General features: G+C 60.7%; 18 protein-coding genes and 2 tRNA genes. 18 read left to right on the top strand and 2 right to left on the bottom strand.

From position 1 onward, the window contains the following. Positions 1-72: 72 nt before the first annotated feature. The 7 genes from hfq (at position 73) to SLW75_RS24840 (ending at position 8,704) form a co-directional block, all read left to right on the top strand. Positions 73-333, top strand: a complete 261-nt coding sequence (hfq, locus tag SLW75_RS24810; RefSeq protein ID WP_019691505.1) for an RNA chaperone Hfq — start codon at positions 73-75, stop codon at positions 331-333. A gap of 12 nt (positions 334-345) precedes the next feature. Next, on the top strand, positions 346-1,647 hold the full coding sequence (gene hflX, locus SLW75_RS24815; RefSeq protein WP_065987803.1) for a ribosome rescue GTPase HflX: 1,302 nt from the start codon (positions 346-348) through the stop codon (positions 1,645-1,647). A gap of 96 nt (positions 1,648-1,743) precedes the next feature. Beyond that, positions 1,744-2,925 (top strand): FtsH protease activity modulator HflK, encoded by a 1,182-nt coding sequence (gene hflK, locus SLW75_RS24820; protein WP_065987802.1) that lies wholly within the window; start codon positions 1,744-1,746, stop codon positions 2,923-2,925. Beyond that, the gene (gene hflC / locus SLW75_RS24825) at positions 2,925-3,794 is read left to right on the top strand and encodes a protease modulator HflC (protein ID WP_065987801.1); all 870 of its coding nucleotides are present in this window, start codon (positions 2,925-2,927) and stop codon (positions 3,792-3,794) included. Before hflK ends, hflC begins: the two co-directional genes overlap by 1 nt. A 290-nt stretch (positions 3,795-4,084) precedes the next feature. Beyond that, positions 4,085-5,272: an ATP phosphoribosyltransferase regulatory subunit gene (locus SLW75_RS24830; RefSeq protein ID WP_065987800.1), complete on the top strand. Its 1,188-nt coding sequence runs from the start codon at positions 4,085-4,087 to the stop codon at positions 5,270-5,272. Positions 5,273-5,326: 54 nt separating this feature from the next. Further along, entirely contained in the window at positions 5,327-6,619 is a 1,293-nt protein-coding gene (locus SLW75_RS24835) for an adenylosuccinate synthase (RefSeq protein ID WP_065987799.1), read from the top strand. A gap of 150 nt (positions 6,620-6,769) precedes the next feature. Further along, positions 6,770-8,704, top strand: a complete 1,935-nt coding sequence (locus SLW75_RS24840; protein ID WP_065987798.1) for a methyl-accepting chemotaxis protein — start codon at positions 6,770-6,772, stop codon at positions 8,702-8,704. A 73-nt stretch (positions 8,705-8,777) separates the two neighbouring features. Here SLW75_RS24840 and SLW75_RS24845 read toward each other — a convergent pair. Together SLW75_RS24845 and SLW75_RS24850 are read right to left on the bottom strand one after the other, a co-directional pair. After that, positions 8,778-8,864: transfer RNA gene (locus SLW75_RS24845), tRNA-Leu, on the bottom strand. 194 nt (positions 8,865-9,058) lie between these two features. Further along, a tRNA-Leu gene (locus SLW75_RS24850) sits at positions 9,059-9,145 on the bottom strand. Positions 9,146-9,358: 213 nt separating this feature from the next. On the opposite strand from SLW75_RS24850, the gene rnr reads away from it, so the two are divergent. The 11 genes from rnr (at position 9,359) to SLW75_RS24905 (ending at position 26,157) form a co-directional block, all read left to right on the top strand. Beyond that, positions 9,359-11,977 (top strand): ribonuclease R, encoded by a 2,619-nt coding sequence (gene rnr, locus SLW75_RS24855; RefSeq protein WP_369319100.1) that lies wholly within the window; start codon positions 9,359-9,361, stop codon positions 11,975-11,977. Further along, positions 11,974-12,723: a 23S rRNA (guanosine(2251)-2'-O)-methyltransferase RlmB gene (gene rlmB, locus SLW75_RS24860; RefSeq protein WP_037015712.1), complete on the top strand. Its 750-nt coding sequence runs from the start codon at positions 11,974-11,976 to the stop codon at positions 12,721-12,723. The genes rnr and rlmB overlap by 4 nt, the downstream gene beginning before the upstream one ends. 252 nt (positions 12,724-12,975) lie before the next feature. Then, positions 12,976-13,398 (top strand): 30S ribosomal protein S6, encoded by a 423-nt coding sequence (rpsF, locus tag SLW75_RS24865; RefSeq protein ID WP_065987796.1) that lies wholly within the window; start codon positions 12,976-12,978, stop codon positions 13,396-13,398. Between the two features lie 28 nt (positions 13,399-13,426). Next, complete coding sequence (gene rpsR / locus SLW75_RS24870) at positions 13,427-13,657, top strand: 30S ribosomal protein S18 (RefSeq protein WP_037015707.1); 231 nt, start codon at positions 13,427-13,429, stop codon at positions 13,655-13,657. A gap of 38 nt (positions 13,658-13,695) precedes the next feature. Beyond that, positions 13,696-14,592 (top strand): hypothetical protein, encoded by an 897-nt coding sequence (locus tag SLW75_RS24875; RefSeq protein WP_065987795.1) that lies wholly within the window; start codon positions 13,696-13,698, stop codon positions 14,590-14,592. Between the two features lie 19 nt (positions 14,593-14,611). Continuing rightward, the gene (gene rplI, locus SLW75_RS24880; RefSeq protein ID WP_065987794.1) at positions 14,612-15,058 is read left to right on the top strand and encodes a 50S ribosomal protein L9; all 447 of its coding nucleotides are present in this window, start codon (positions 14,612-14,614) and stop codon (positions 15,056-15,058) included. Positions 15,059-15,207: 149 nt separating this feature from the next. Further along, positions 15,208-16,605 (top strand): replicative DNA helicase, encoded by a 1,398-nt coding sequence (gene dnaB, locus SLW75_RS24885; protein WP_065987793.1) that lies wholly within the window; start codon positions 15,208-15,210, stop codon positions 16,603-16,605. 168 nt (positions 16,606-16,773) lie between these two features. Continuing rightward, positions 16,774-19,083, top strand: a complete 2,310-nt coding sequence (locus SLW75_RS24890; RefSeq protein WP_410935713.1) for a YgiQ family radical SAM protein — start codon at positions 16,774-16,776, stop codon at positions 19,081-19,083. A gap of 244 nt (positions 19,084-19,327) precedes the next feature. Continuing rightward, positions 19,328-22,621 carry a DUF2126 domain-containing protein gene (locus SLW75_RS24895; protein ID WP_410935714.1) on the top strand — a complete coding sequence of 1,098 codons (3,294 nt, stop codon included), beginning with the start codon at positions 19,328-19,330 and terminating at the stop codon, positions 22,619-22,621. A 138-nt stretch (positions 22,622-22,759) separates the two neighbouring features. Then, on the top strand, positions 22,760-25,261 hold the full coding sequence (locus tag SLW75_RS24900; RefSeq protein WP_410935715.1) for a circularly permuted type 2 ATP-grasp protein: 2,502 nt from the start codon (positions 22,760-22,762) through the stop codon (positions 25,259-25,261). Continuing rightward, positions 25,261-26,157 carry a transglutaminase family protein gene (locus tag SLW75_RS24905; protein ID WP_410935716.1) on the top strand — a complete coding sequence of 299 codons (897 nt, stop codon included), beginning with the start codon at positions 25,261-25,263 and terminating at the stop codon, positions 26,155-26,157. The genes SLW75_RS24900 and SLW75_RS24905 overlap by 1 nt, the downstream gene beginning before the upstream one ends. Positions 26,158-26,258: the final 101 nt, after the last annotated feature.

A 26,258-nucleotide genomic window follows, 5' to 3' on the forward strand; every position in this document is an offset into this window, starting at 1 on the left:
AGCCTTCGGGAGGTAGCGGCCCAAGCCAATGTTTTCGAATTTATTCTATTGATCCTTAAAGGAGTGCGGCACATGTCAAAAGGGCATTCGCTACAAGACCCTTACCTGAACACTTTGCGTAAAGAGAAGGTTGGGGTTTCGATCTATCTGGTAAACGGTATCAAGCTGCAAGGCACTATCGAATCCTTTGACCAGTTCGTTATTTTGCTGAAGAACACTGTCAGCCAAATGGTCTACAAACACGCCATCTCGACTGTCGTTCCCGTCCGCCCGATTCGTCTGCCTAGCGCTACCGAATCCGAGCAGGCTGACGCCGAGCCAGGTAACGCCTGATAGGAGTCTGCTTTGTTCTTTGAGCGCCACAGTGGTGGTGAGCGGGCGATCCTCGTTCACTTGGATGGTCAGGACCCTGAGGCGCGCGAAGATCCGCAGGAGTTCAGGGAGCTGGCGCTGTCGGCCGGCGCCGACATTGTCTCGTTCGTCAACGTGCCAAGGCATCGGCCAACGGCCAAGTATCTGGTAGGCAGCGGCAAGGTCGAGGAATTGCGCGACCTGGTCAAAACCGAAAAGTCAGATATCGTCATCTTCAATCATGTCCTTACACCCAGTCAGGAACGTAACCTCGAACGTGTTTTCGAGTGCCGCGTGCTTGACCGTACGGGCCTGATTCTCGACATCTTCGCCCAACGGGCGCGCACCCATGAAGGCAAGCTGCAGGTCGAACTGGCCCAGCTTGAGCACATGAGTACGCGGCTGGTCCGTGGCTGGACTCACCTTGAGCGTCAGGGTGGCGGTATCGGTCTGCGCGGTCCGGGTGAAACCCAGCTCGAAACGGACCGGCGCCTGTTGCGTGTGCGCCTGCGTCAGATCAAGGGCCGGCTTGAAAAAGTTCGCAGTCAGCGTGATCAGGCCCGTCGTGGCCGGTCCCGCGCCGACATCCCTACGGTTTCGATCGTCGGCTATACCAACGCCGGCAAGTCAACGCTGTTCAATGCGGTGACCGACTCCGACGTCTACGCGGCCGATCAGCTGTTCGCGACCCTTGATCCGACCCTGCGCCGCCTTGAAGTCAAAGACCTTGGGCCGATTGTGCTGGCTGATACGGTGGGTTTCATCCGTCATTTGCCGCACAAGCTGGTCGAGGCCTTTCGAGCTACGCTCGAAGAGTCGAGCAACTCCGATCTGCTGCTGCATGTGATTGACGCTCATGAGCCCGATCGCCTTGAGCAGATCGAGCAGGTCATGGTGGTGCTGGGCGAGATTGGGGCCCAGGACTTGCCGATGCTTGAGGTGTATAACAAACTCGATCTGCTCGAAGGGGTTGAGCCGCAGATCCAGCGCGATGCCGATGGCAAGCCGCAGCGGGTCTGGGTTTCTGCCCGTGATGGACGCGGTCTGGACTTGCTCAAGCAAGCCATTGCCGAAGTGTTGGGCAATGACCTCTTCGTGGGGACGCTGCGCCTCACGCAGGAGTTCGCCCGGTTGCGTGCCCAGTTTTTCAACCTGGGTGCGGTGCAGAGCGAAGAGCACGACGAAGAAGGTCAGAGTCTTTTGGCTGTTCGGTTACCCCGAGTTGAATTCAATCGCCTGGTGAGTCGCGAAGGACTGCAGCCGCTGGAATTCATCGAGCAACACACTTTGCAATAAAAGCCTGACAAAGCGGTTGTACCGCTTCGACGGGCATTCTGTAGCATTGGTCGGCGCGCCGTGGGCGCGTCTTTGCTTTATCAGATGGAGAGCGCTATGGCTTGGAATGAGCCGGGTGGCAACTCGAATAATCAGGATCCTTGGGGTGGTAAGCGCAAGGGCGGCGACCGCAAGGGGCCACCGGATCTCGACGAGGCCTTCCGTAAGCTGCAGGAAAGCCTGAATGGGTTGTTCGGTGGTGGCAAGAAACGCAGTGGCGATGGCGGCGGCAGCGGCGGTGGATCGAGCAAGGGCGGTGGCCTCGGCCTGCTCGGCATCGGTCTGGTCGTGCTGCTCGCCATCTGGCTGTACAACGCAATCTATGTGGTCGACGAGCAGGAGCAGGCTGTTGTGCTGCGCTTCGGCAAGTACTACGAAACTGTCGGGCCGGGTCTGAATATCTATTTCCCGCCGTTTGATCGCAAGTACCTCGAAAACGTGACGCGTGAACGTGCGTACAGCAAGCAGGGCCAGATGCTCACCGAAGACGAGAACATCGTCGAAGTGCCGCTGACTGTGCAGTACAAGATCACCAATCTGCAGGATTTTGTGCTGAACGTTGATCAGCCTGAAGTCAGCCTGCAGCATGCGACCGAAAGTGCCTTGCGTCATGTGGTGGGTTCGACCGCCATGGACCAGGTGCTGACTGAAGGTCGTGAGTTGATGGCCAGCGAAATCAAGGAGCGGCTGCAACGCTTCCTCGATACCTATCGCACCGGCATCACCGTGACTCAGGTCAACGTGCAGAGCGCTGCGGCGCCGCGCGAAGTCCAGGAAGCGTTCGATGACGTGATCCGCGCCCGTGAAGACGAACAGCGCTCACGTAACCAGGCTGAAACCTACGCCAACGGTGTGATCCCGGAAGCGCGCGGTCAGGCTCAGCGTATTGTCGAAGACGCCAACGGCTATCGCGATGAAGTGGTTTCTCGGGCCAAGGGTGAGGCGGATCGTTTTACCAAGCTGGTCGCCGAGTACCGCAAGGCACCGGAAGTCACGCGTGAACGTCTGTATCTGGACACCATGCAGGAAGTCTTCAGCAACACCAGCAAGGTACTTGTGACCGGCGACAAAGGTCAGAACAACCTGCTTTATCTGCCGTTGGACAAAATGATTGATAGCAGCCGTAACGGTTCCAGCTCGTCTGCCACGGGCGGCGCTGCTGCTGCACCGGCAGATCCGGGCTCACGGGCAGCGGACATGCAACAGCAACGTGACACGCGCACTAGGGAGACTCGCTGATGAGCAATAAATCTCTGGTTGCCCTGATTGTCTGCGTCGTGTTGGCCGTGGTCGCATGGAACAGCTTCTACATCGTCGCTCAGACCGAGCGCGCGGTGCTGCTGCAATTCGGTCGCGTGGTTCAGGCGGATGTTTCGCCAGGCCTGCACGTGAAGATTCCTTACGTGAATCAGGTGCGCAAGTTCGATGGTCGCTTGATGACCCTCGATGCGCCGACTCAGCGTTTCCTGACGCTGGAAAAGAAAGCCGTGATGGTCGATGCCTACGCCAAATGGCGCGTGAAGGACGCTGAGCGTTTCTACACCGCGACTTCCGGCCTGAAGCAGATCGCCGATGAGCGTCTCTCCCGTCGTCTCGAATCCGGTCTGCGTGACCAGTTCGGCAAGCGCACGCTGCACGAGGTGGTTTCGGGTGAGCGTGACGCACTGATGGCTGACATCACTGCGTCTCTGAACACCATGGCCGGCAAAGAGCTGGGCATCGAAGTTGTCGATGTTCGAGTCAAGGCCATCGACCTGCCGAAGGAAGTGAACCGCAGCGTGTTCGAGCGTATGAGCACCGAGCGTGAGCGTGAGGCCCGTGAGCACCGCGCCAAGGGTAACGAGCTGGCGGAAGGCATCCGTGCCGACGCCGATCGTCAGCGCCGCGTTCTGTTGGCTGAGGCGTATCGGGAGTCTGAAGAGGCACGCGGTGATGGTGATGCTCAAGCGGCTGCGATCTACTCCAAGGCCTACGGTCAGGATCAGGAGTTCTACGCGTTCTACCGTAGCCTGCGCGCCTACCGTGAAAGCTTCGCCAACAAAAGCGATGTGATGGTGCTGGACCCAAGCAGCGAGTTCTTCCGCTATTTGCAAAAAGCCAAGCCGTAATCGCATCAGCACCTGATCACTCCGCCGGGCGGCAAAACTGCCCGTCGGGGTGATCGCGCGACAAAACGTGTGTATGATGCGGCAGCCGGGAAATTCCCGGCTTTTTTGCGTCTGCACGATTGATTGGCCGTGACGTGTTCCGTGCGCGGCAGTTTTTTCGAGGACGGTGTTCACGATAGTGCGGCTCATCGGGCAGGGGACATTCCCTTGCCCTGCGTCCGCAGAATGCTGTCTGCTTCACTCAAGGCTTGCCCAAGGGCCGGCCGCCCGGATCATAGGGGAAAGGCGTAATGGCAACGGTTGACCGCTGGCTGCTGCCGGATGGCATCGAAGAAGTACTGCCGCCGGAAGCTGCGCGCATTGAAGTCGCGCGTCGTCAGGTGCTGGATCTGTTTCAGAGCTGGGGCTACGAGTTTGTCGTGACCCCGCACATCGAATACCTCGAATCACTGCTCACCGGTGCGGGCCAGGATCTGGATCTGCGCACCTTCAAAGTGGTCGACCCGCAATCGGGTCGGCAGATGGGTTTCCGCGCGGACATCACGCCACAGGTCGCCCGCATCGACGCCCACACCCTGCGTCGCGAAGGCCCAAGCCGCCTCTGCTACGCCGGCAGCGTGCTGCATGCCCAGCCGCGTGCATTGTCGTCCTCGCGCAGCCCGATCCAGTTGGGTGCCGAGCTGTACGGCGACGCGAGCCCGAGCAGTGACGTCGAAGTCATCAGCCTCATGCTGGCGATGCTGCAATTGGCGGATGTGCCAGACGTCCATATGGACCTGGGGCACGTCGGGATTTACCGCGGTCTTGCCCGCGCTGCCGGATTGTCCGGCGAAGTCGAGCAACAGCTGTTTGATGCACTCCAGCGCAAAGCCATCGACGAGGTCATTGCGTTGACCGAAGGTCTGCCGACCGACTTGGCCAGCATGTTGCGTGCGCTGGTGGATCTGTGTGGCGACCGTACGGTATTGGCGCAGGCCCGCGACCGTCTGGCGAATGCGCCGGCGGCGGTCATTGAGGCGCTGGATGATCTGCAGGAAATCGCCGAACGTCTCTCGGCCCGATTCCCTGAGCTACCGTTGTACTTTGACCTTGGCGAATTGCGCGGCTACCACTACCACACTGGCGTGGTCTTTGCGGTCTTCGTCCCGGGTGTTGGCCAGTCGATCGCCCAGGGCGGTCGGTACGATGACATTGGTGCCGACTTCGGTCGCGCGCGACCGGCGACGGGTTTTTCCACCGATTTGAAAACCCTGGTGACACGCGGCCAGGCGCAGATCGAGCTACCGTCTGGCGGTATCTGGATGCCGGACAGCACTGATGCGGCGCTGTGGCAAACGGTCTGCCAGTTGCGCGCTGAAGGTCAGCGTGTGGTTCAGGCGTTGCCAGGCCAACCGGTTTCAGCAGCGCTAGACGCCGACTGTGATCGGCAATTGATTCAGCAGGGCGAGCGTTGGCAGGTAATGCCGCTGGCCTCTTAAGTTTCCCCGCCGGCCGCTGCCGGCACCAAGTTTGCGCGAATGAGGACAAGTGTTATGGGTAAGAATGTCGTAGTCCTGGGCACCCAATGGGGTGATGAGGGCAAAGGCAAGATCGTTGATCTGCTGACCGAACATGCAACCGCGGTAGTGCGCTATCAAGGTGGCCACAACGCTGGCCACACACTGGTGATCGACGGCGAAAAAACCGTCCTCCACCTGATTCCGTCCGGCGTCCTGCGCGAAGGCGTGCAGTGCCTGATCGGCAACGGTGTGGTCGTCGCGCCTGATGCGCTCATGCGCGAAATCACCAAGCTGGAAGATAAAGGCATTCCGGTGCGCGAGCGTCTGCGCATCAGCCCGTCCTGCCCGCTGATCCTGTCCTATCACGTGGCCCTTGATCAGGCCCGCGAAAAGGCCCGTGGCGAGCACAAGATCGGCACCACCGGTCGCGGCATTGGCCCGGCATACGAAGACAAGGTTGCGCGTCGTGGTCTGCGCATCGGTGATCTGTTCCATCGCGAGCGCTTTGCCGCCAAGCTGGGCGAGCTGCTGGATTACCACAACTTCGTTCTGGTCAACTACTACAAAGAGCCGGCGATCGACTTCCAGAAGACGCTCGACGAGTGCATGGAATACGCCGAACTGCTCAAGCCGATGATGCTCGACGTGACCGCAACGCTGCACGAAATGCGTCGCGCCGGCAAAGACATCATGTTCGAAGGCGCTCAGGGTTCGCTGCTGGACATCGACCACGGTACCTACCCGTACGTCACCAGTTCGAACACCACTGCCGGCGGCATCGCTACCGGTTCGGGCATGGGGCCAATGTACCTGGATTACATTCTGGGCATCACCAAGGCTTACACCACTCGCGTGGGTTCGGGTCCGTTCCCGACGGAGCTGTTCGACGACGTTGGCGCGTTCCTGGCCAAGCGCGGCCACGAGTTCGGGGCAACCACCGGCCGTGCGCGTCGCTGTGGCTGGTTCGACGCCGTTATCCTGCGTCGCGCCATCGACGTTAACAGCATCTCGGGCATCTGCCTGACCAAGCTGGACGTGCTTGACGGTCTCGAGACCATCAACATCTGCGTGGGTTACAAGAACGAAAACGGCGCAGTGATCGACGCACCGACCGACGCCGACAGCTACATCGGCCTTGAGCCGGTGTACGAAGAAGTGCCGGGCTGGTCCGAGTCGACCCTGGGTGCCAAGACCCTGGAAGAGCTGCCTGCCAATGCTCGCGCTTACATCAAACGTCTTGAAGAGCTGGTCGGCGCACCGATCGACATTATTTCGACGGGCCCTGACCGCAACGAGACGATCGTTCTGCGTCATCCGTTCGACTGATAAGTCGTTGAAGCGCAAATAAAGGGTCGCCTCGGCGGCCCTTTGTTTTGCCCGCTGGAAACTACTCGCCACTGCGGCACGACCCTTGCTGTGATTCCGCTTATAAAACGATGCCATCATTTTGATGGCGTGTGTGGCGAGGGATCTCCTGTGTCGGCCGTTAATTCTCTTCTGCGCAGCCGCTTGCTGCGGCCCGTATTCATTGCTCTTGGTATCGCCCTTCTGGTGCAAGTGCTGGTTGCCGTCGCCCTCACTCGGAGCACCGTCACTGCGCTCGAAGCTGAGCTGGCGGCACGGCTGGGTGTAGATTCGCAACACTTGACCGGCGAGCTGGAGCAGGCGAGCCGTGACGTAACGTCCAGTCTGGACAGTCTTTCGCAAAATACTCGTCAGCGCCTGAGTGCCGGCCTCTCGACGCGCCTTAAAGATGAGCAGGCGCAACTGCGTGCGACGCTGGAGAAAGACCTTCGGGATTCGGCGACGGACATGGCCGAGCTGCTGGCAGCTGTCGCGCCACGGGCGATGTGGGATGGCGATACGCCGACGCTGTCGGAGTTCGCGCGCCGGGCGCAACGTAATCCGAACGTGCTGTTCGTGGTCTACGACGACGCCCAGGGCGAGCACTTGACGCGTTACCTGAATCGCGAGAACGAATCGATCAAGGCCCTGTTGGCGAAAGGCGAGGGTGAGCGCGCCATGGACAAGGTCCTGAACGCGGCGCAGAAAGACCCTTCGGTTTACTACGTTGAAGCGTCCATCAGCCCCAATGGCGTCGAGATCGGCAAGGTCCGCATGGGCGTGTCAACCACCTCGGTAGAAGAGAATCTGGCGGCGCTGGACAAGCGCTTCGCTGCGCTGATCGGCAGCGGTGATCAACTGGTCTCCGAAAGCTTGGGCGGCGCTGCGGCCGAGAGCTCTGCCGCATTGCGCTCGCGTCTGCAAACGGCGCAATCGTCGGCCGCTGCGATGGCAACCAATACCAGTTCTGCCGTACAGGAAGCTGCGTCCACCTTGCGCTGGAGGATCGGCGTCGGGCTGTCCCTGGTGGGGCTCGGCGTGCTGGTGGTGTTGGCGATTGTGCTGGGGCGTCGCGTGGTGCTGCGCTTGCAGTTGCTCAACCGTGCGCTGGATGATCTGGCGGCAGGTGAAGGCGATCTGACCAAGCGCGTCAAACTCAACAGCAACGATGAGATAGGCGACATGGCTGCGGCCGTGAACCGCTTTGTCGATAAGTTGCAGCCGATCGTCCGGGAGGCGGGGGATGTGGCGCAGCAGACTGGCGTCGAGATTGGCGCCATGAGCAAACGCAATGCAGGAGCTGGCGCGGCAGCTGAATTGCAGCGCGATGAGGTGGCTGCCAGCCTTCAAGCGTTGGCACAGATGGCTGACGAGGCGCAGGCCGAGAGCCAGGCGATGCAGGCGGCGTTGCGGCAGGTGGTGGATATTCGTCAAGCGACTGATGAGAACACGCGCACCTCCAATCAGGTCGGCAGTTTGATCGAGGCGCTGGCCGGGCAGGTGGACACCGGCGCCCAGGTCATCGAGCGGCTGGCGCAGCAAAGCCAGCAGATTGAAGTGGTGCTGGAAGTGATCCATGGCATCGCCGAGCAAACCAACCTGCTTGCTCTCAATGCTGCCATTGAGGCCGCGCGCGCCGGTGAGACCGGTCGAGGTTTCGCCGTTGTCGCCGATGAAGTGCGCGCGTTGGCGAGCAAGACGCAAAGCTCGACGGGCGATATCCAGGAGCACATCGCCAAGCTGCAATCCGGGGCGCGCGAAGCAGTGGCAACGATTGGTCTCGCCGGTCGTCAGGCCAAGGAAGGGCTCGCAGTGCTGAAAGACAGCGCGCGGCTGCAGCACTCTGTGCAGGTGTCGGTCGAGCAGGTTCATGCGGCGATTGGCCTGGCGACCCGAGCGGCAGAGCATCAGGCTCAGGGCGCGCAAGCGGTGCGTGGGCGGGTAGAGGTTATTCACGCCCAGGCCGAGAAGGCTGCCCAGGCAGTGGTGGAAACGACCGCCAGCGGCAAGACGCTGGACAGGCTTGCCGCGCAGCTGAAGGCTAGTCTGGGGCAATTTCGAGCGTAGTTTCGCTCTAGGAGGGACAATTGCAGCTCCCCAGAAAGCACAAAACCGAGCACTCGGCTTGGTTTTGTTTGTTTGGTGCCCAGAAGAAGACTCGAACTTCCACGACCTTGCGGTCACCAGCACCTGAAGCTGGCGTGTCTACCAATTTCACCATCTGGGCATGGCGCTGATTTAATTAGATTTTTCGCGGGAGTGCAACTGAATTTTTGAATTTATTGGGGAGACGGCAGGATGATTCATTTGCAGCGAGGACAGGGCAGGGGGAAGTGATCTACGCTAACGGCTGTTTTGCAACACTTGACTTTTCAAACCGCAAAATGCACAAAACCGAGCCTAAGCTCGGTTTCGTTGAATTGGTGCCCAGAAGAAGACTCGAACTTCCACGACCTTGCGGTCACCAGCACCTGAAGCTGGCGTGTCTACCAATTTCACCATCTGGGCAGTTCGTTGATTTCATTCGATATTTCGTTTGATTTCAACTACAACTTGGCAGTGCCGTCGTTGTGGGGCGCATCTTACGGAGGAGATTGAAGGCTGTAAAGCCCCCGTGCAAAAATAATTTGAAATAGCGAAAAGTCCCAGCAAACGCTGTCTTCGCGTTTCAATCTGGTATATGCCAAACTAATTACATACAGATAAGGTGAATTCATTCTAATGGCCGATTGGCAGTCCCTCGATCCCGAGGCCGCTCGTGAAGCGGAAAAATACGAAAACCCCATCCCTAGCCGTGAGCTGATTCTGGCTCACCTCTCCGAGCGCGGATCGCCCGCAGCCCGCGAGCAGTTGGTGGAAGAATTTGGCCTGACGACTGAAGATCAGATCGAGGCCCTGCGACGTCGGCTCCGTGCCATGGAGCGCGACGCGCAACTGATTTACACCCGGCGCGGCACGTACGCGCCGGTCGACAAGCTGGACCTCATCCTGGGTCGCATCAGCGGTCACCGTGACGGCTTCGGCTTCCTGGTCCCGGATGACGGCTCTGACGACCTGTTCATGAGCCCTGCGCAAATGCGCCTGGTGTTCGATGGTGACCGTGCATTGGCGCGCGTCTCGGGCCTGGACCGTCGCGGTCGCCGCGAAGGCGTCATCGTCGAGGTCATCTCCCGCGCCCATGAAACCGTAGTGGGCCGCTACTTCGAAGAAAGCGGCATCGGTTTCGTCCAGCCGGACAACCCAAAAATCCAGCAAGAAGTGCTGATTACCCCGGGCCGTAACAACGGCGCCAAGGTCGGTCAGTTCGTCGAGGTGAAAATCACCCACTGGCCAACGCCGCGTTTTCAGCCGCAAGGCGATGTGGTTGAGGTTGTGGGTAATTACATGGCGCCAGGCATGGAGATCGATGTCGCGCTGCGTACCTACGACATTCCTCACGTCTGGCCCGAGGCTGTGCTGAAAGAAGCCGCCAAACTGAAGCCGGAAGTGGAGGAGAAGGACAAGGAAAACCGCGTCGATCTGCGTCACCTTCCATTCGTCACCATCGACGGTGAAGACGCCCGCGACTTCGACGATGCCGTTTTCTGCGAAGCCAAGCCCGGCAAGCTGCGCCTGTTCTCCGGCGGCTGGAAGCTTTACGTGGCCATCGCCGACGTATCAAGCTACGTGAAGCTCGGCTCGGCGCTCGACGCGGAGTCTCAAGTGCGTGGCAACTCGGTGTATTTCCCCGAGCGCGTGATCCCGATGCTGCCTGAGCAGCTGTCCAATGGGCTGTGCTCGCTGAATCCGCTGGTTGATCGTCTGGCAATGGTTTGCGAGATGACGATCTCCAAAACCGGCGAAATGACCGACTACGTGTTCTACGAAGCCGTGATCCACTCCCATGCACGCCTGACCTACAACAAGGTCAGCTCGATGCTGGAACACCCGAAAGCCGCCGAAGCCAAGCAGCTGCGTGAGCAGTATGGCGACGTCGTACCGCATCTGAAGCAGCTTTATGCGTTGTACAAAGTGCTTCTGGGCGCCCGGCATGTTCGCGGTGCCATCGATTTTGAAACCCAGGAAACCCGGATTATTTTCGGTTCCGAGCGCAAAATCGCCGAGATCCGTCCGACCACTCGCAACGATGCGCATAAGCTGATTGAAGAGTGCATGCTCGCGGCGAACGTGGCGACTGCAGCGTTTCTCAAGAAGCACGAAATTCCCGCACTGTACCGCGTACACGACGGCCCGCCGCCTGAGCGCCTGGAAAAGCTGCGTGCCTTCCTTGGCGAGTTGGGTCTTTCTCTGCACAAGGGCAAAGACGGCCCGACGCCGAAGGATTACCAGGCGCTGCTCGAAACCATCAAGGACCGTCCGGATTACCACCTGATCCAGACTGTCATGCTGCGTTCGTTGAGCCAGGCGGTATACAGCTCCGATAACCATGGCCACTTCGGCTTGAATTACGAGGCGTACACTCACTTCACCTCGCCGATTCGTCGCTACCCGGACTTGCTGACTCACCGCGCGATCCGCAGTGTGATCCGCTCCAAGCAGGAAACCCCGCACGTTCGCCGTGCCGGTGCTCCCGCCATTCCGAAGGCCCGTATTTACCCGTACGACGAAGCGATGCTCGAGCAGTTGGGCGAGCAGTGCTCGATGAGCGAGCGCCGTGCCGATGAGGCGACACGCGACGTCACGAACTGGCTGAAATGCGAGTTCATGAAAGACCGCGTTGGCGAGTCGTTCCCGGGTGTGATCACGGCTGTTACCGGCTTTGGTCTGTTCGTCGAGCTGACCGATATCTACGTCGAAGGCCTGGTTCACGTCACCGCATTGCCGGGTGACTACTACCACTTCGATCCGGTCCATCATCGCCTGGCCGGCGAGCGCACAGGCCGTAGCTTCCGTCTGGGCGATACCGTTGAAGTGCGCGTGATGCGCGTTGATCTTGACGAGCGCAAGATCGACTTCGAAATGTCCGAAAAGACCACCAGCGCGCCGATCGGCCGCAAGCGTCGAACGTCCGAGCCTGCGGCGGCGGAGAAGGGCAAGGACTCCAAGGAGTCGTCGTCTGCTTCCAAGTCCGGTCGTCGCACCGCGAAAGAGCCTGTCGCCGAAGCTTACCGGCCGGGTGATGCGGCTGCCAAGAATGCGGAAGTCCGCAAAAGCCGTGAGATGAAGAAAGCGCTGCTGACTGAAGCCAAGGGTGGTAGCAAGGCATCGTCGGGAAAGTCGACGAGTGACTCTGCTGGCGCTTCCGGTAAAACCAGCAAACATCGCAAGGGGTCGTCCAAATCGGGCTCGACCTCTGCTTCAGGCAGTGGCAGCGTGCGCAAACCTAAGGCGAAGTCATGAGTCAGCTGGAAAAAATCTACGGTGTTCATGCCGTAGAGGCGTTGTTGCGTCATCACCCGAAGCGGGTCAAGCAGATCTGGCTGGCTGAAGGGCGCAGCGATCCGCGGGTTCAGGTGCTTATCGAGCTCGCCGCGCAGAACCGCGTGTCGGTGGGGCAGGCCGAGCGCCGCGAGATGGATGCGTGGGTCGAGGGTGTTCACCAAGGCGTAGTGGCGGATGTCAGTCCGAGCCAGGTCTGGGGCGAGGCGATGCTCGACGAGTTGCTCGATCGCACTGAAGGTCCGCCACTGATCCTGGTGCTTGATGGCGTCACTGACCCCCATAACCTTGGCGCCTGCCTGCGGACTGCCGACGCAGCCGGCGCTCTGGCGGTGATCGTGCCCAAGGACAAGTCTGCGACATTGACGCCGACCGTTCGAAAAGTGGCATGCGGTGCGGCGGAGGTGATCCCTCTTGTGGCCGTGACCAACCTGGCACGCACGCTGGAAAAACTTCAGCAACGTGGTCTGTGGGTCGTCGGCACTGCGGGCGAGGCCGAGCAGGAGTTGTATCAGCAGGACCTGACCGGCCCGACCATCCTGATCATGGGTGCCGAAGGCAAAGGCATGCGCCGCCTGACCCGCGAGCATTGCGACTATCTGGTGCGCCTGCCGATGGCTGGCAGCGTGAGCAGTCTCAACGTTTCGGTTGCCACAGGCGTCTGCCTGTTCGAAGCCCTGCGTCAGCGCGCTGCTGCCAAGAAGTAGTTGTCAGTAGCAAGCTGCAAGCCTCAAGCTGCAAGCCTCAAGCCAGTCACGCTTCAGCTTGTAGCTTGTAGCTCAGCGTCATTGTTCAAATATTCACCAATCTCCTTGCGCCCCTCCGACCCCTTCTCTACAATTGCGCCCCTTGCTGTCATGGCAGGCGCTCATGTGCCTGTCCCTGTGCAAGATAAACCAGTGTTATTCACTCCTTGTCTGACCGCTTTGGCGGCAGGCTACAACCCGTAAGGAGCATTCATGCGTCATTACGAAATCATCTTTCTGGTTCACCCGGACCAGAGCGAGCAAGTCGGCGGCATGGTTGAGCGTTACACCAAGCTGATCGAAGAAGACGGCGGCAAGATCCACCGTCTGGAAGATTGGGGCCGTCGTCAACTGGCCTATGCAATCAACAATGTTCACAAGGCTCACTACGTGATGCTGAACGTTGAGTGCACTGGCAAGGCCCTGGCCGAGCTGGAAGACAACTTCCGTTACAACGATGCCGTGATCCGTAACCTTGTCATCCGTCGCGACGAAGCTGTTACTGGCCAGTCCGAAATGCTCAAGGCTGAAGAAAACCGCAGTGAGCGCCGTGAGCGTCGCGACCGTCCTGAGCACTCCGACGCCGATGGCGCCGATGGTGATGACAGCGACAACAGCGATAACGCTGACGAGTAATCCACGGACCTTTTGAGGAGCCCATTACATGGCACGTTTCTTCCGTCGTCGTAAATTCTGCCGCTTCACAGCTGAAAATGTGAAGGAGATCGATTACAAAGATCTCAACACCCTGAAAGCCTACGTATCTGAAACCGGCAAGATCGTTCCTAGCCGCATTACTGGTACCAAAGCTCGTTATCAGCGTCAGCTGGCTACCGCTATCAAGCGCGCCCGCTTCCTGGCCCTGTTGGCCTACACCGACAGCCACGGCCGCTGAGACCAGGTAGTCGACAAACGCAGTAAGGGATAGATCGCATGCGCGCCATGGCTGAATTCATCATGCGCGGCCGCATGCAGGCCACTCTCGTAGTGGTTGGATGTGCGGCATTGCCGCTGTTGTTCTGGTTGAGTGCTGCCGCAGGTTGCCTTGTGCTCCTGCGACGCGGGATGAGTGACGCCCTGGGCGTCCTTGCCTGGGCTCTGCTGCCAGCGTTGGTCTGGTGGTATTTCGGTGAACCTCGCACCCTGATGGTGTTGCTGGGTTCCTGGGGGCTGGCCGCCGTGTTGCGTGCCAGCGAGTCCTGGGTCCGCGTGCTGCTGGTCAGCGTGGCGGTTGGATTGTTGTATGCAGTGGTTCTGGGCGCGGTGTTTCGCGAGCCCATCGAAGCCATGGCGGGGGAGCTGCAAAAGCTCCTGCCCCACGTCTTCGGTGATGTCTACCAGCAGATGTCGGTAGAAGAGCGAGCGCGTCTGGGGGCACTGATTACACCGGTCCTCAATGGCCTGATTGCAGCGTTGTTGCAGATCGTCAGCGTGGTATGCCTGCTCCTTGGGCGGTACTGGCAGGCGTTGTTGTATAACCCGGGCGGTTTCGGACGCGAATTTCGCAGCCTGAAACTCCCGCGGGCACCGATGCTGGTGCTGCTGGTGTGCATGTTGGTGGGGCCGAACTTCGGTCCTCAACTGGCGATGCTGACACCGTTGTGCAGCGTGCCGCTCATGTTCGCGGGCCTGGCCCTGATTCACGGTCTGGTCGCTGCAAAGCGCCTGACACGGTTCTGGCTGGTGGGGTTGTACGTCACGCTGTTGCTGTTCATGCAGCTGATCTATCCGTTGCTGGTGGTGTTTGCCATTGTCGACAGCCTGATTGATTTTCGCGGCCGTCTGGCGTCGAAAGATGCCGATAACGGTTCTGCGAACGGTGAAGGTTAAAGTTAAGAGGTTTTACCAAATGGAACTCATCCTGCTGGAAAAAGTCGCCAACCTGGGCAACCTGGGCGATAAAGTAAACGTTAAGGCTGGCTACGGTCGTAACTTCCTGCTGCCTTTCGGCAAAGCAACCGCTGCAACCGCTGCCAACGTGGCCGCGTTTGAAGAGCGTCGTGCAGAGCTGGAAAAAGCTGCCGCCGAGAAGAAAGCTTCTGCTGAAACTCGTGCTGCTCAACTGGCTGAGCTGGAAGTGACTATCACTGCCACCGCTGGTGACGAAGGCAAGCTGTTCGGTTCGATCGGTACTCACGACATCGCTGACGCACTGACCGCCTCTGGCGTTGAAGTGGCCAAAGCTGAAGTTCGTCTGCCGAACGGCACCATCCGTAACGTTGGCGAATACGACGTAGCCGTGCACCTGCACAGCGATGTTGAAGCTACCGTTCGCGTTGTTGTTGTAGCTGCTTAAGCAGTATGGTTTCTGCGCTTCGGTGCAGAAGTCTGACCGACTGATGACTCGCTCCTCCGTCGGTTAGCATTGGGCACGTTCCTGTTCGCAGGTCGTGCCCTTTGTCATTTCTGAGTATCCTGATTCAACCCCCTGATTTCCGTGTGGCCATGAACGACATCTCCGCTCCCGAGCAATATGACCTGCAAACCGCTGCCCTGAAGGTGCCGCCGCATTCCATTGAGGCCGAACAGGCCGTGCTCGGTGGTTTGATGCTGGACAACAACGCCTGGGAGCGCGTGCTTGATCAGGTGTCGGATGGCGACTTCTATCGTCATGACCACCGTCTGATATTCCGCGCCATTGCCAAGCTGGCGGATCAAAACCAGCCGATCGACGTCGTGACCCTCGCCGAGCAGCTCGACAAGGAAGGCCAGACGTCGCAAGTCGGTGGCCTCGGTTACCTGTCGGAACTCGCGAAGAACATCCCGTCGGTTGCGAACATCAAGGCGTATGCCCAGATCGTTCGTCAGCGCGCAACGCTGCGTCAGTTGATCGGCATCAGTACCGAGATCGCTGACAGTGCGTTCAACCCGGAGGGGCGTACCGCCGAAGAGATTCTCGACGAGGCCGAACGGCAGATCTTCCAGATCGCCGAAGCGCGGCCCAAGACAGGCGGCCCGGTCAGCGTCAACGACCTGCTGACCCGGGCGATTGACCGCATCGATACGCTGTTCAACATCGGCGACGGCATCACCGGTCTCTCTACCGGTTACGCCGACCTGGATGAAAAGACCAGCGGTCTGCAGCAGTCTGACCTGATCATCGTCGCGGGTCGTCCGTCGATGGGTAAGACCACCTTCGCGATGAACCTAGTGGAAAACGCAGTGCTGCGCAGTGACAAGGTGGTGCTGGTCTACTCGCTGGAGATGCCAGGCGAATCGCTGATCATGCGTATGCTTTCGTCGCTCGGTCGTATCGATCAGACCAAGGTCCGTTCCGGTCAGCTCGATGACGATGACTGGCCGCGCCTGACATCGGCGGTCAACCTGCTCAACGATCGCAAGTTGTTCATCGATGACACGGCCGGCATCAGCCCCTCCGAGATGCGAGCGCGCACGCGGCGGCTGGTCCGCGAACATGGCGATATCGGCCTGATCATGATCGACTACCTGCAACTGATGCAGATCCCTGGCTCAAGCGGCGATAACCGGACGAACGAGATTTCCGAGATCTCCCGTTCGTTGAAAGCGCTCGCCAAGGAATTCAATTGCCCGGTGGTCGCGCTGTCCCAGCTCAACCGCTCCCTCGAACAGCGTCCCAACAAGCGCCCGGTGAACTCCGACTTGCGGGAATCCGGAGCGATCGAGCAGGACGCCGACGTCATCATGTTCGTCTACCGGGATGAGGTGTATCACCCCGAGACCGAACACAAAGGCATCGCTGAAATCATCATCGGCAAGCAGCGGAACGGCCCGATCGGGTTTATCCGGCTGGCGTTCATCGGCAAGTACACCCGCTTCGAGAACCTCGCGCCGGGCAGTTACAACTTTGATGATGATGAATAAGTAGGCCTCGGGATCGCGACTTTGATGCCGGAAGGGTGCCAGAGTCGCGAGTCGAGCCGATCACTTATCCGACTACTGTCGTCGGATTTGATCAAAATTTGTGCTATTCTCCGCGCCCGCGAATTTCCAAGCGAAAATCGCCCCCAGACACGAACACTGGTCATCGATATGCAAGCAGCCAAGCCGTTATTTGACTATCCGAAGTACTGGGCCGAATGTTTCGGACCAGCGCCTTTCCTGCCCGTGAGCCGGGAAGAAATGGATCAGCTTGGCTGGGATTCCTGCGACATCATCATTGTCACGGGTGATGCCTACGTCGATCACCCCTCGTTTGGCATGGCAATCATTGGCCGGCTGCTGGAGTCCCAGGGCTTCCGCGTCGGGATCATTGCCCAGCCTGACTGGAAGTCAAAAGACGACTTCATGAAGCTCGGCGAGCCGAACCTGTTCTTCGGCGTCGCGGCCGGCAACATGGACTCGATGATCAACCGTTACACCGCCGACAAAAAGATTCGCTCCGACGATGCTTACACGCCGGGCGGCATGGCGGGCAAGCGTCCGGACCGTGCGAGTCTGGTCTACAGCCAGCGCTGCAAGGAAGCCTACAAGAACGTGCCGATCGTTCTGGGTGGCATCGAAGCATCGCTGCGCCGCATCGCTCACTACGACTACTGGCAGGACAAGGTTCGCAATTCGATCCTGATCGACGCCTGCGCCGACATTCTGCTGTACGGCAACGCCGAGCGGGCCATCGTTGAAGTGGCGACCCGCCTGTCCTATGGCGAGACGATCGAAAGCATCACCGACGTTCGCGGCACGGCATTCATTCGCCGTGATACGCCGGAAGGCTGGTATGAAGTCGATTCCACGCGTATCGACCGTCCAGGCAAGATCGACAAGATCATCAACCCGTACGTGAACACTCAGGACACCCAGGCCTGTGCCATCGAGCAGGAAAAAGGTGACGTTGAGGATCCGAACGAAGCGAAGGTCGTGCAGATTCTGGCGAGCCCGCGCATGACACGCGACAAGACGGTCATCCGTCTGCCGTCGATGGAAAAAGTGCGCGGCGACGCGGTGCTCTATGCCCACGCCAACCGCGTCCTGCACCTGGAAACCAACCCGGGCAACGCCCGCGCACTGGTCCAGAAGCACGGCGAAGTGGATGTCTGGTTCAATCCTCCGCCCATTCCGATGACCACCGAAGAAATGGACTACGTGTTCGGCATGCCCTACGCGCGCATTCCGCACCCGGTGTATGGCAAGGAGAAGATCCCGGCCTACGACATGATCCGTTTCTCGGTGAACATCATGCGCGGCTGCTTCGGCGGCTGTACGTTCTGCTCGATCACCGAGCACGAAGGCCGGATCATCCAGAACCGTTCCCACGATTCGATCATTCGCGAAATTGAAGAGATCCGTGACAAGGTCCCTGGTTTCACCGGCGTGATTTCCGACCTCGGCGGGCCGACGGCGAACATGTATCGCATCGCCTGCAAGAGCCCGGAAATCGAATCGGCGTGCCGCAAGCCGTCGTGCGTGTTCCCGGGTATCTGCCCGAACCTGAACACCGATCACTCGGCATTGATTCAGCTGTACCGCAGCGCCCGTGAACTGCCCGGCGTGAAGAAGATTCTGATCGCGTCCGGTCTGCGTTACGACTTGGCCGTTGAATCTCCCGAGTACGTCAAGGAACTGGTGACGCACCACGTCGGCGGTTACCTGAAGATTGCGCCTGAGCATACCGAAGAAGGCCCGCTCAACCAGATGATGAAGCCGGGCATTGGCAGCTATGACAAGTTCAAGCGCATGTTCGAGAAGTACTCCAAGGAGGCGGGTAAAGAGCAGTACCTGATTCCTTACTTCATCGCGGCCCACCCGGGCACGACCGACGAAGACATGATGAACCTGGCGCTGTGGCTCAAGGGCAACGGCTTCCGTGCGGATCAGGTGCAGGCGTTCTATCCGTCGCCGATGGCCAGTGCGACGGCCATGTACCACTCCGGCAAGAACCCGTTGCGCAAGGTCACGTACAAGAGCGACTCGGTCACCATCGTCAAGAGCGAGGAGCAGCGCCGTCTGCACAAGGCGTTCCTGCGCTACCACGATCCGAAGGGCTGGCCGATGCTGCGTGAAGCGCTTGAGCGGATGGGCCGTGCCGATCTGATCGGGCCGGGCAAGCACCAGTTGATTCCGCTGCATCAGGTTGAAACCGATAGCTATCAGAGCGCGCGCCGCAAGAACTCGACGCCGGCCGGTAGTCATAAGGTCGCCAAGACCACCAAGATCCTGACGCAGCACACCGGCTTGCCTCAGCGTGCAAGCGACGGCAGCAAGCCTTGGGACAAGCGTGAAGAGGCCAAGGCCGCTGCGGCGGCTCGTAACCGGGACGCCGCCAAGGAACGCGCTGATGCCGCCAAGGGTGGCAAAGGCGGCAAAAGCAAGAAGCCTTCGCGTCAGCCGGTCTTTCCACGCTAAGGTCCCGCGCCGCGCGATACCGAACAACAAAACGCCAGCTTTCGAGCTGGCGTTTTGCATTCCGGTGCAAATAACCCCACCCGCCTCATTTCCGTGCGACCCTTGCACCATTCGTTGAGGGTGGCGCGATTTTGGTGCTGTGCCTGGCTGAACAGGCAACCTCCGCGCCGGAGGCGCCTGATTTGCCGGGGTGGCATAAGTCTTGCGCAGCTCCGTTACCGTCCAGGCTCGCAGGAGGCACGCCGTGTCGATTCACATTGCCTTGCACCATATCACGCATTACCGCTACGAACGCGCGGTAGAGCTGGGTCCGCAGATCGTCCGCTTGCGCCCGGCGGCCCACAGCCGCACGCGTGTGCTGTCGTATTCGCTGAACGTCCTCCCCGAAAACCACTTCATCAACTGGCAGCAGGACCCGCAGGGTAATTACCTGGCGCGGTTAGTGTTCCCGGAAAAGACCAGCGAGTTGCGCATCGAAGTGGACCTGGTCGCCGAAATGGCGGTGTTTAACCCTTTCGACTTCTTTCTTGAGCCCTATGCCGAGAAGATCCCCTTCACTTATGCCCGAGAAGAGCACCACGAGCTGCAGCCCTATCTGGAAAAGCTGCCGCTGACCCCGAGATTCCAGGCGTACCTGGACAGCATCGACCGCACGCCGATTCCGGCGATCGACTTTCTGGTGGGGCTCAACCAGCGTCTGGCCAACGACATCGGTTACCTGATCCGTATGGAACCGGGCATTCAGACGCCGGAATATACCCTCGAAAACGCGTCGGGGTCCTGCCGCGATTCGGCCTGGTTGCTGGTGCAGTTGCTGCGTCACCTGGGCCTCGCCGCGCGGTTCGTGTCCGGGTATTTGATTCAGCTCAAGGCCGATGTCAAAGCGCTGGACGGACCGTCTGGCACTGAGGTTGATTTCACTGACCTGCACGCCTGGTGCGAGGTGTACCTGCCGGGCGCTGGCTGGGTGGGCCTTGACGCGACCTCCGGCTTGTTCGCAGGTGAGGGACACATTCCGCTGGCGTGCAGCCCCGAGCCGTCTTCGGCGGCGCCGATCAGTGGCATGGTCGAGCCTTGCAACACCGAGTTCACCCACGAGATGTCGGTGGAGCGTATCTGGGAGGCGCCGCGCGTCACCCAGCCCTACACCGAAGCGCAGTGGCAGGACATTCAAGCGCTGGGACGCCAGATCGACAGCGATCTGGTTGCCCACGACGTGCGCCTGACCATGGGCGGCGAGCCGACCTTTGTGTCCATCGACGACCGTGACGGCGAGGAATGGAACACCGCTGCGCTGGGGCCGAAGAAGCGCCTGCTCTCCGCCGAGCTGTACCAGCGCATGCGAGACCATTACGCGCCCCAGGGCATCGTTCATTTCGGTCAGGGCAAGTGGTACCCCGGTGAGCAACTGCCGCGCTGGTCGCTGAACTGCTTCTGGCGCAGGGACGGGCAACCGGTGTGGCGCAACAATGCGCTGATCGCTGATGAAACCCGGGACTATGGCGCCGACAGCGAGATGGCGGGCAGTTTCCTGCGCAGCGTTGCCGAGAGGCTGAAGCTGCCGACGCATTACGTTTTCCCGGCGTACGAAGACAATTTCTATTACCTGTGGCGCGAGGGCGCGCTGCCCAAAAACGTCAGCGCCGAAGCCTCACGTCTTGAGGACCCCCTTGAGCGCGCCCGTCTGCGCAAAGTGTTTTCCCAAGGGTTGGACACGATCATTGGCCACGTTCTGCCGTTGGCGCGAACCGCCGCCGACGATCAATGGCAGAGTGGTCGCTGGTACCTGCGCGACGAGCATTGCCGCCTGGTGCCGGGGGATTCCGCCCTTGGCTATCGCCTGCCGCTGGCCTCGCAGCCATGGGTCAAGGCGGCGGAATATCCCTACATCCACCCGACCGACCACAATCAGGCATTTGCCGAGCTGCCCGACCGCGACGAGGTTCAGTCGCGACTGGACGGCCTGGCAGAGCAGGGCGACCCGAGCGTCGACCGCGAACCCGAGATCGACGAGTCGGCCGATTGGCTGACCCGCACCGCACTCAGCGCCGAAGCGCGGGGCGGACGGTTGTATCTGTTCATGCCGCCGCTGCAATCCCTTGAGGCCTATCTGGAATTGGTCGCCGCCATTGAAGCGACGGCCGAGGACATGCGCTGCCCGGTGTTGCTGGAAGGTTACGAGCCGCCGAGCGATCCGCGTCTGGCGAACTTCCGCATCACCCCCGATCCAGGCGTGATTGAAGTGAACGTACAGCCGTCGTCCACCTGGGATGAGCTGGTGGAACGCACCGAGTTTCTCTACGAGCAGGCGCGTCTGACCCGGCTGACCACCGAGAAATTCATGATCGACGGGCGCCACACCGGCACCGGCGGCGGTAACCATTTTGTCCTCGGTGGCGCGACGCCCGGCGACTCGCCCTTCTTGCGTCGGCCGGATCTGCTGCGCAGCCTGTTGAGCTACTGGCATAACCACCCGTCGCTGTCCTACCTGTTCTCCGGATTGTTCATCGGCCCGACCTCCCAGGCACCGCGGGTCGACGAAGCGCGCAATGACTCGCTGTACGAGCTGGAAATCGCCTTTTCGCAGATGCCCAAGCCGGGCGAGGAATGCGCGCCGTGGCTGGTGGACCGGCTGCTGCGCAACCTGCTGATCGACGTGACCGGCAATACCCACCGCGCGGAATTCTGCATCGACAAACTGTACTCGCCCGACGGTGCTACCGGGCGGCTGGGACTGCTGGAACTGCGTGCATTCGAGATGCCGCCGCACGCGCGCATGAGCCTGGCGCAACAGCTGTTGCTTCGGGCACTGGTCGCGCGTTTCTGGCGCGAGCCCTATGCACCGGCGAAACTGGCGCGCTGGGGGACCGAGCTGCATGACCGCTTCATGCTGCCGCACTTTATCGACCAGGATTTTGCCGACGTCATCGCCGAGCTCAACGACGCGGGTTATCCCGTGCGCGGCGAGTGGTTCGCGGCGCATCTGGAGTTTCGCTTTCCGAAGGTCGGCGACTACGCCGTCAGCGGCATCGAGCTGGAGCTGCGTCAGGCGCTGGAACCGTGGCACGTGCTGGGCGAGGAGGGTGCAGCGGGTGGCGCGGTTCGCTACGTGGACTCGTCTCTTGAGCGCTTGCAGCTGAAGGTCACGGGTCTGCCGCCGCAGCGTTACATGCTCACCTGCAACGGCGTGCCGGTGCCCCTGCAACCGACCGGGCGCGTCGGCGAGTTCGTCGCCGGCGTGCGTTACCGCGCCTGGCAGCCGACCAATGCCTTGCAGCCGACAATCCCGGTGCATGCGCCGCTGGTCTTCGACATTCTCGACACCTGGATGCAGCGCTCGCTGGGGGGCTGCGAGTACCATGTCGCCCACCCTGGCGGGCGCAATTACGAGACCCTGCCGGTGAACGCCAATGAAGCGGAAAGCCGACGTCTGGCGCGGTTCTTCCGGGTCGGCCACAGTCCCGGCAAACGTGAGGTTCCCGCGTTGACCCTCAACGATGAGCTGCCGATGACCCTGGACCTGCGCCTGCATCGGTAGCCGCGCCGGCGACCTGACGTGGGATCAGGTCGCCGTGCCGCACGTTTGAAACGTGGAAAGCGGCGCCTGCGTGTCATGTTGTCTGCGCTAGTCTAAGCGCTGTTGATTCGAGTCCTTTTGTTGCCTGCCGAGCCTTCCATGCCTGACCTGCTTGATCAATATCCGCTCACCCCGGGTACCTATCACGAGATGCTGGATGCCAGCGGCGCCGTTCGGCCGCACTGGCAGCGTCTGTACGAGCATCTCCAGCGCAGTACACCTGCGCAGCTCATCCAGCGTCAGGCGCTGCTCGCCCGGCAGATTCAGGAAAACGGCGTGACCTATAACGTCTATGCCGACCCCAAGGGTGCCGATCGGCCCTGGGAACTGGACATGCTGCCCCACGTGATTCCAATGGAAGAGTGGCAGCCGCTGGCGGCCGGCATCGCCCAGCGCGCGCGTCTGCTCAATGCCGTGCTGGCTGATCTCTACGGTCCGCAGGAACTGATCGCCGAAGGACTGCTGCCGTCGGAACTCGTGTTCGGCCACAATAATTTTCTCTGGCCATGCCAGGGCGTAACGCCCCCCGAAGGCACCTTCCTGCATGTGTACGCAGTAGACTTGGCGCGCACGCCCGACGGTCGCTGGTGGGTGACCGCCGACCGGACTCAGGCGCCGTCGGGTGCCGGTTATGCGCTGGAAAACCGCCTGATCGTGTCGCGAGCATTTCCCGAGTTGTACCGGGATCTGCAGGTCCAGCACCTCTCCAATTTCTTTCGGTCGCTGCAGGAAACACTCGCGCGCCAGGCACCGACCAGCCACGAAGCACCGCTGGTGGTGTTGCTGACGCCCGGGCGTTTCAACGAGAGCTATTTCGAGCACCTTTATCTGGCCGGTCAGCTGGGCTATCCACTGGTGGAAGGCAGCGACCTGACCGTACGCGACGCCACGGTGTACCTGAAAACCCTCAGCGGCCTGCGTCGTGTTCACGCGATCATGCGCCGTCTGGACGACGACTTCTGCGATCCGCTGGAACTGCGCACGGATTCAGCGCTGGGCGTGCCCGGCCTGCTGCAGGCGGTGCGTCAGGGGCGTGTGCTGGTTGCCAACGCCTTGGGCAGCGGCGTGCTGGAATCGCCGGGACTGTTGGGGTTTCTGCCAAAGATCAACGAACACCTGTTTGGCGAAGAGCTGTTGCTGCCGTCGATCGCCACGTGGTGGTGCGGCGAGCCGCCGGTGCTGGCGCAGGCGCTGGAGAAGATGCCGGAGCTGCTCATCAAACCTGCATTCCCGTCCCAGAGTTTCGCCCCGGTGTTCGGCCGCGATCTCAGCGAGGAAGCGCGTCAGGCGCTGTCCGCGCGCATGCAGGCCAGGCCCTATGCCTACGTGGCTCAAGAACTGGCGCAGTTGTCCCACGCGCCGGTCTGGCAGGGCGAGGACAGCCAACTGCAGCCCCGCGCCATCGGCATGCGCGTATACGCAGTGGCCACCGCCGATGGCTATCGCGTCCTGCCGGGCGGACTGACCCGCGTGGCCGCCGATGCCGACGCCGACGTGGTGTCGATGCAGCGGGGCGGCGCAAGCAAGGACACCTGGATCCTCGGTGAGCGTCCGCTCGGGAGCGAACCGTGGAAAAACCGTCACTCGCTGGGCGTGCACGACCTGGTACGTCGCGACCCCTATCTGCCGTCGCGGGTGGTGGAAAATCTGTTCTGGTTCGGCCGCTACTGCGAGCGCTGCGACAACAGCGCGCGCCTGCTGCGAATCATGCTCACGCGCTATGTCGACGGTGATGATCCGGTCGCCCTGCAAGCAGCGGTCGAGCTGGCCGAACGGTTGAACCTCCTGCCGCTTCAGGACGAAGAAGCACCGAGCGAGCTGCATGAGCGTCTGCTCGAAGCGCTGTTGGGTGATGACTGGCCGTTCAGCCTGCGCTCCAACTTGCAGCGCTTGCAGTGGGCGGCGTCCCAAGTACGCGGCAAGTTGTCCCGCGAGAACTGGCAGGCGCTGGTGGAGTTGCAGCGGGAAGCGATGAGCCTGGAGACCGAAACCCCTGATTTCGGCGAGCTGCTGGATTTCCTCAACCGGCTGGTGATGTCACTGGCGGCGTTGTCCGGTTTTGCCTTGGACGACATGACCCGCGACGAGGGCTGGCGCTTCCTGATGATCGGGCGGCGCATCGAGCGCTTGCAGTTTCTGTGCACGACGCTGGCGGCATTCCTGCGCAGCGACGCGGTATTTCATCAGGATGCGCAGGACGGGCTGCTTGAACTGGGTAACAGCGGGATCACTTACCGCTCGCGCTATCTGGCCCTGCCGCAGTTGATCCCGGTGCTCGATTTGCTGGTGCTGGACGATCAGAACCCCCACGCGGTGTTGTTTCAGCTCAAGCTGGTGGCCCGCTCGGTGAAACGCATGAACGAGGATTTCGGCGTGCCCCAGGACAATAGTCTCGCGGCGCTGATCCAGCGGCTGTCGATGTTCGATCTGGGTTGCCTGGAAGAAGGGCTCTTCGGCGAGAGCAGTGTCAAAGCGGCGCTGGATGGGCTGGCGGATTTGCTGCAGACCATAGGCGACACCAGCGGCCATGTTTCTGACCGGCTTGCGCTGCGTCATTTCGCCCACGTCGACGACGTCAGTCAGCGCACGGTGTCGGTCTGATGAACAGTGCCCAGTATCAGATCCTCCACGACACGCACTACAAATACGACAGCCCGGTTTCCCTGGCCCAGCAACTTGCGCATCTGTGGCCGCGGCGCAGTCCCTGGCAGCGTTGTCTGGAGCAGCACCTGGTCATCAGCCCGATGCCAACCACGCGCCGCGATGAGCTGGACGTGTTCGGCAATCCGCTGACGCGTCTGGCGTTCGAACGCCCCCACGATGAGCTGCAGGTCAACGCGCGCCTGCGCATTGAAGTGCTGGAACGCCCGCTGCTGGATTTCAATGCTTCCGCTTCGTGGGATGAGGCCCAGCACCGGCTGACCTACAGCGCGTCGAGAATGGCGCCGGATATCCTTGATGCCTGCCGCTATCGCTTCGAATCGCCCTACGTGCACCTGAAGCAGACGTTTGTCGAGTTCTCCGTCAGTTGCTTTCCCGCGGGGCGGCCGGTACTGCTGTGCGCGCAGGCGCTGATGGAGAAGATATTCGAAGAATTCACGTTTGACGGCGAGGCGACTCAGGTTGCGACGCCGCTGGTGGAGGTCCTGGAAACCCGCCGTGGCGTCTGTCAGGACTTCGCTCATTTGATGCTGGCGTGCGTCCGGTCGCGCGGGCTGGCGGCGCGTTATGTCAGCGGCTATCTGCTGACCCAGCCGCCGCCCGGTCAGCCACGGCTGATCGGTGCCGATGCGTCCCACGCGTGGGTGTCAGTGTTCTGTCCGGTGCTGGGGTGGGTGGATTTCGATCCGACCAACAACGTTCAGCCTGCGCTTGAGCACATCAGTCTGGCGTGGGGGAGGGATTTTTCGGACGTGTCGCCGTTGCGAGGGGTGATTCTGGGGGGCGGGAGCCATGACCCGGACGTGCGCGTCACGGTGATGCCGATTGCGGGGTAGGTGGGCGTTGCTGTCGACGGGGCTGTGAGCGTACTGGCGATCAGGGGGTGTCAGCCAATGGATGGATCATGGCGAAAATCCCATCGCGAGCAAGCTCACTC

This window comes from Pseudomonas sp. W5-01 (genome assembly GCF_046540435.1).
GTDB lineage: Bacteria > Pseudomonadota > Gammaproteobacteria > Pseudomonadales > Pseudomonadaceae > Aquipseudomonas > Aquipseudomonas graminis_B.

Bases quoted from the DNA above. Each gene is read 5' to 3' on its own strand.
- hfq (WP_019691505.1), top strand. From the start codon at position 73: ATGTCAAAAGGGCATTCGCTACAAGACCCTTACCTGAACACTTTGCGT.
- hflK (WP_065987802.1), top strand. From the start codon at position 1,744: ATGGCTTGGAATGAGCCGGGTGGCAACTCGAATAATCAGGATCCTTGG.
- hflC (WP_065987801.1), top strand. From the start codon at position 2,925: ATGAGCAATAAATCTCTGGTTGCCCTGATTGTCTGCGTCGTGTTGGCC.
- SLW75_RS24830 (WP_065987800.1), top strand. From the start codon at position 4,085: ATGGCAACGGTTGACCGCTGGCTGCTGCCGGATGGCATCGAAGAAGTA.
- SLW75_RS24835 (WP_065987799.1), top strand. From the start codon at position 5,327: ATGGGTAAGAATGTCGTAGTCCTGGGCACCCAATGGGGTGATGAGGGC.
- rnr (WP_369319100.1), top strand. From the start codon at position 9,359: ATGGCCGATTGGCAGTCCCTCGATCCCGAGGCCGCTCGTGAAGCGGAA.
- rlmB (WP_037015712.1), top strand. From the start codon at position 11,974: ATGAGTCAGCTGGAAAAAATCTACGGTGTTCATGCCGTAGAGGCGTTG.
- rpsF (WP_065987796.1), top strand. From the start codon at position 12,976: ATGCGTCATTACGAAATCATCTTTCTGGTTCACCCGGACCAGAGCGAG.
- rpsR (WP_037015707.1), top strand. From the start codon at position 13,427: ATGGCACGTTTCTTCCGTCGTCGTAAATTCTGCCGCTTCACAGCTGAA.
- SLW75_RS24875 (WP_065987795.1), top strand. From the start codon at position 13,696: ATGCGCGCCATGGCTGAATTCATCATGCGCGGCCGCATGCAGGCCACT.
- rplI (WP_065987794.1), top strand. From the start codon at position 14,612: ATGGAACTCATCCTGCTGGAAAAAGTCGCCAACCTGGGCAACCTGGGC.
- dnaB (WP_065987793.1), top strand. From the start codon at position 15,208: ATGAACGACATCTCCGCTCCCGAGCAATATGACCTGCAAACCGCTGCC.
- SLW75_RS24890 (WP_410935713.1), top strand. From the start codon at position 16,774: ATGCAAGCAGCCAAGCCGTTATTTGACTATCCGAAGTACTGGGCCGAA.
- SLW75_RS24900 (WP_410935715.1), top strand. From the start codon at position 22,760: ATGCCTGACCTGCTTGATCAATATCCGCTCACCCCGGGTACCTATCAC.
- SLW75_RS24905 (WP_410935716.1), top strand. From the start codon at position 25,261: ATGAACAGTGCCCAGTATCAGATCCTCCACGACACGCACTACAAATAC.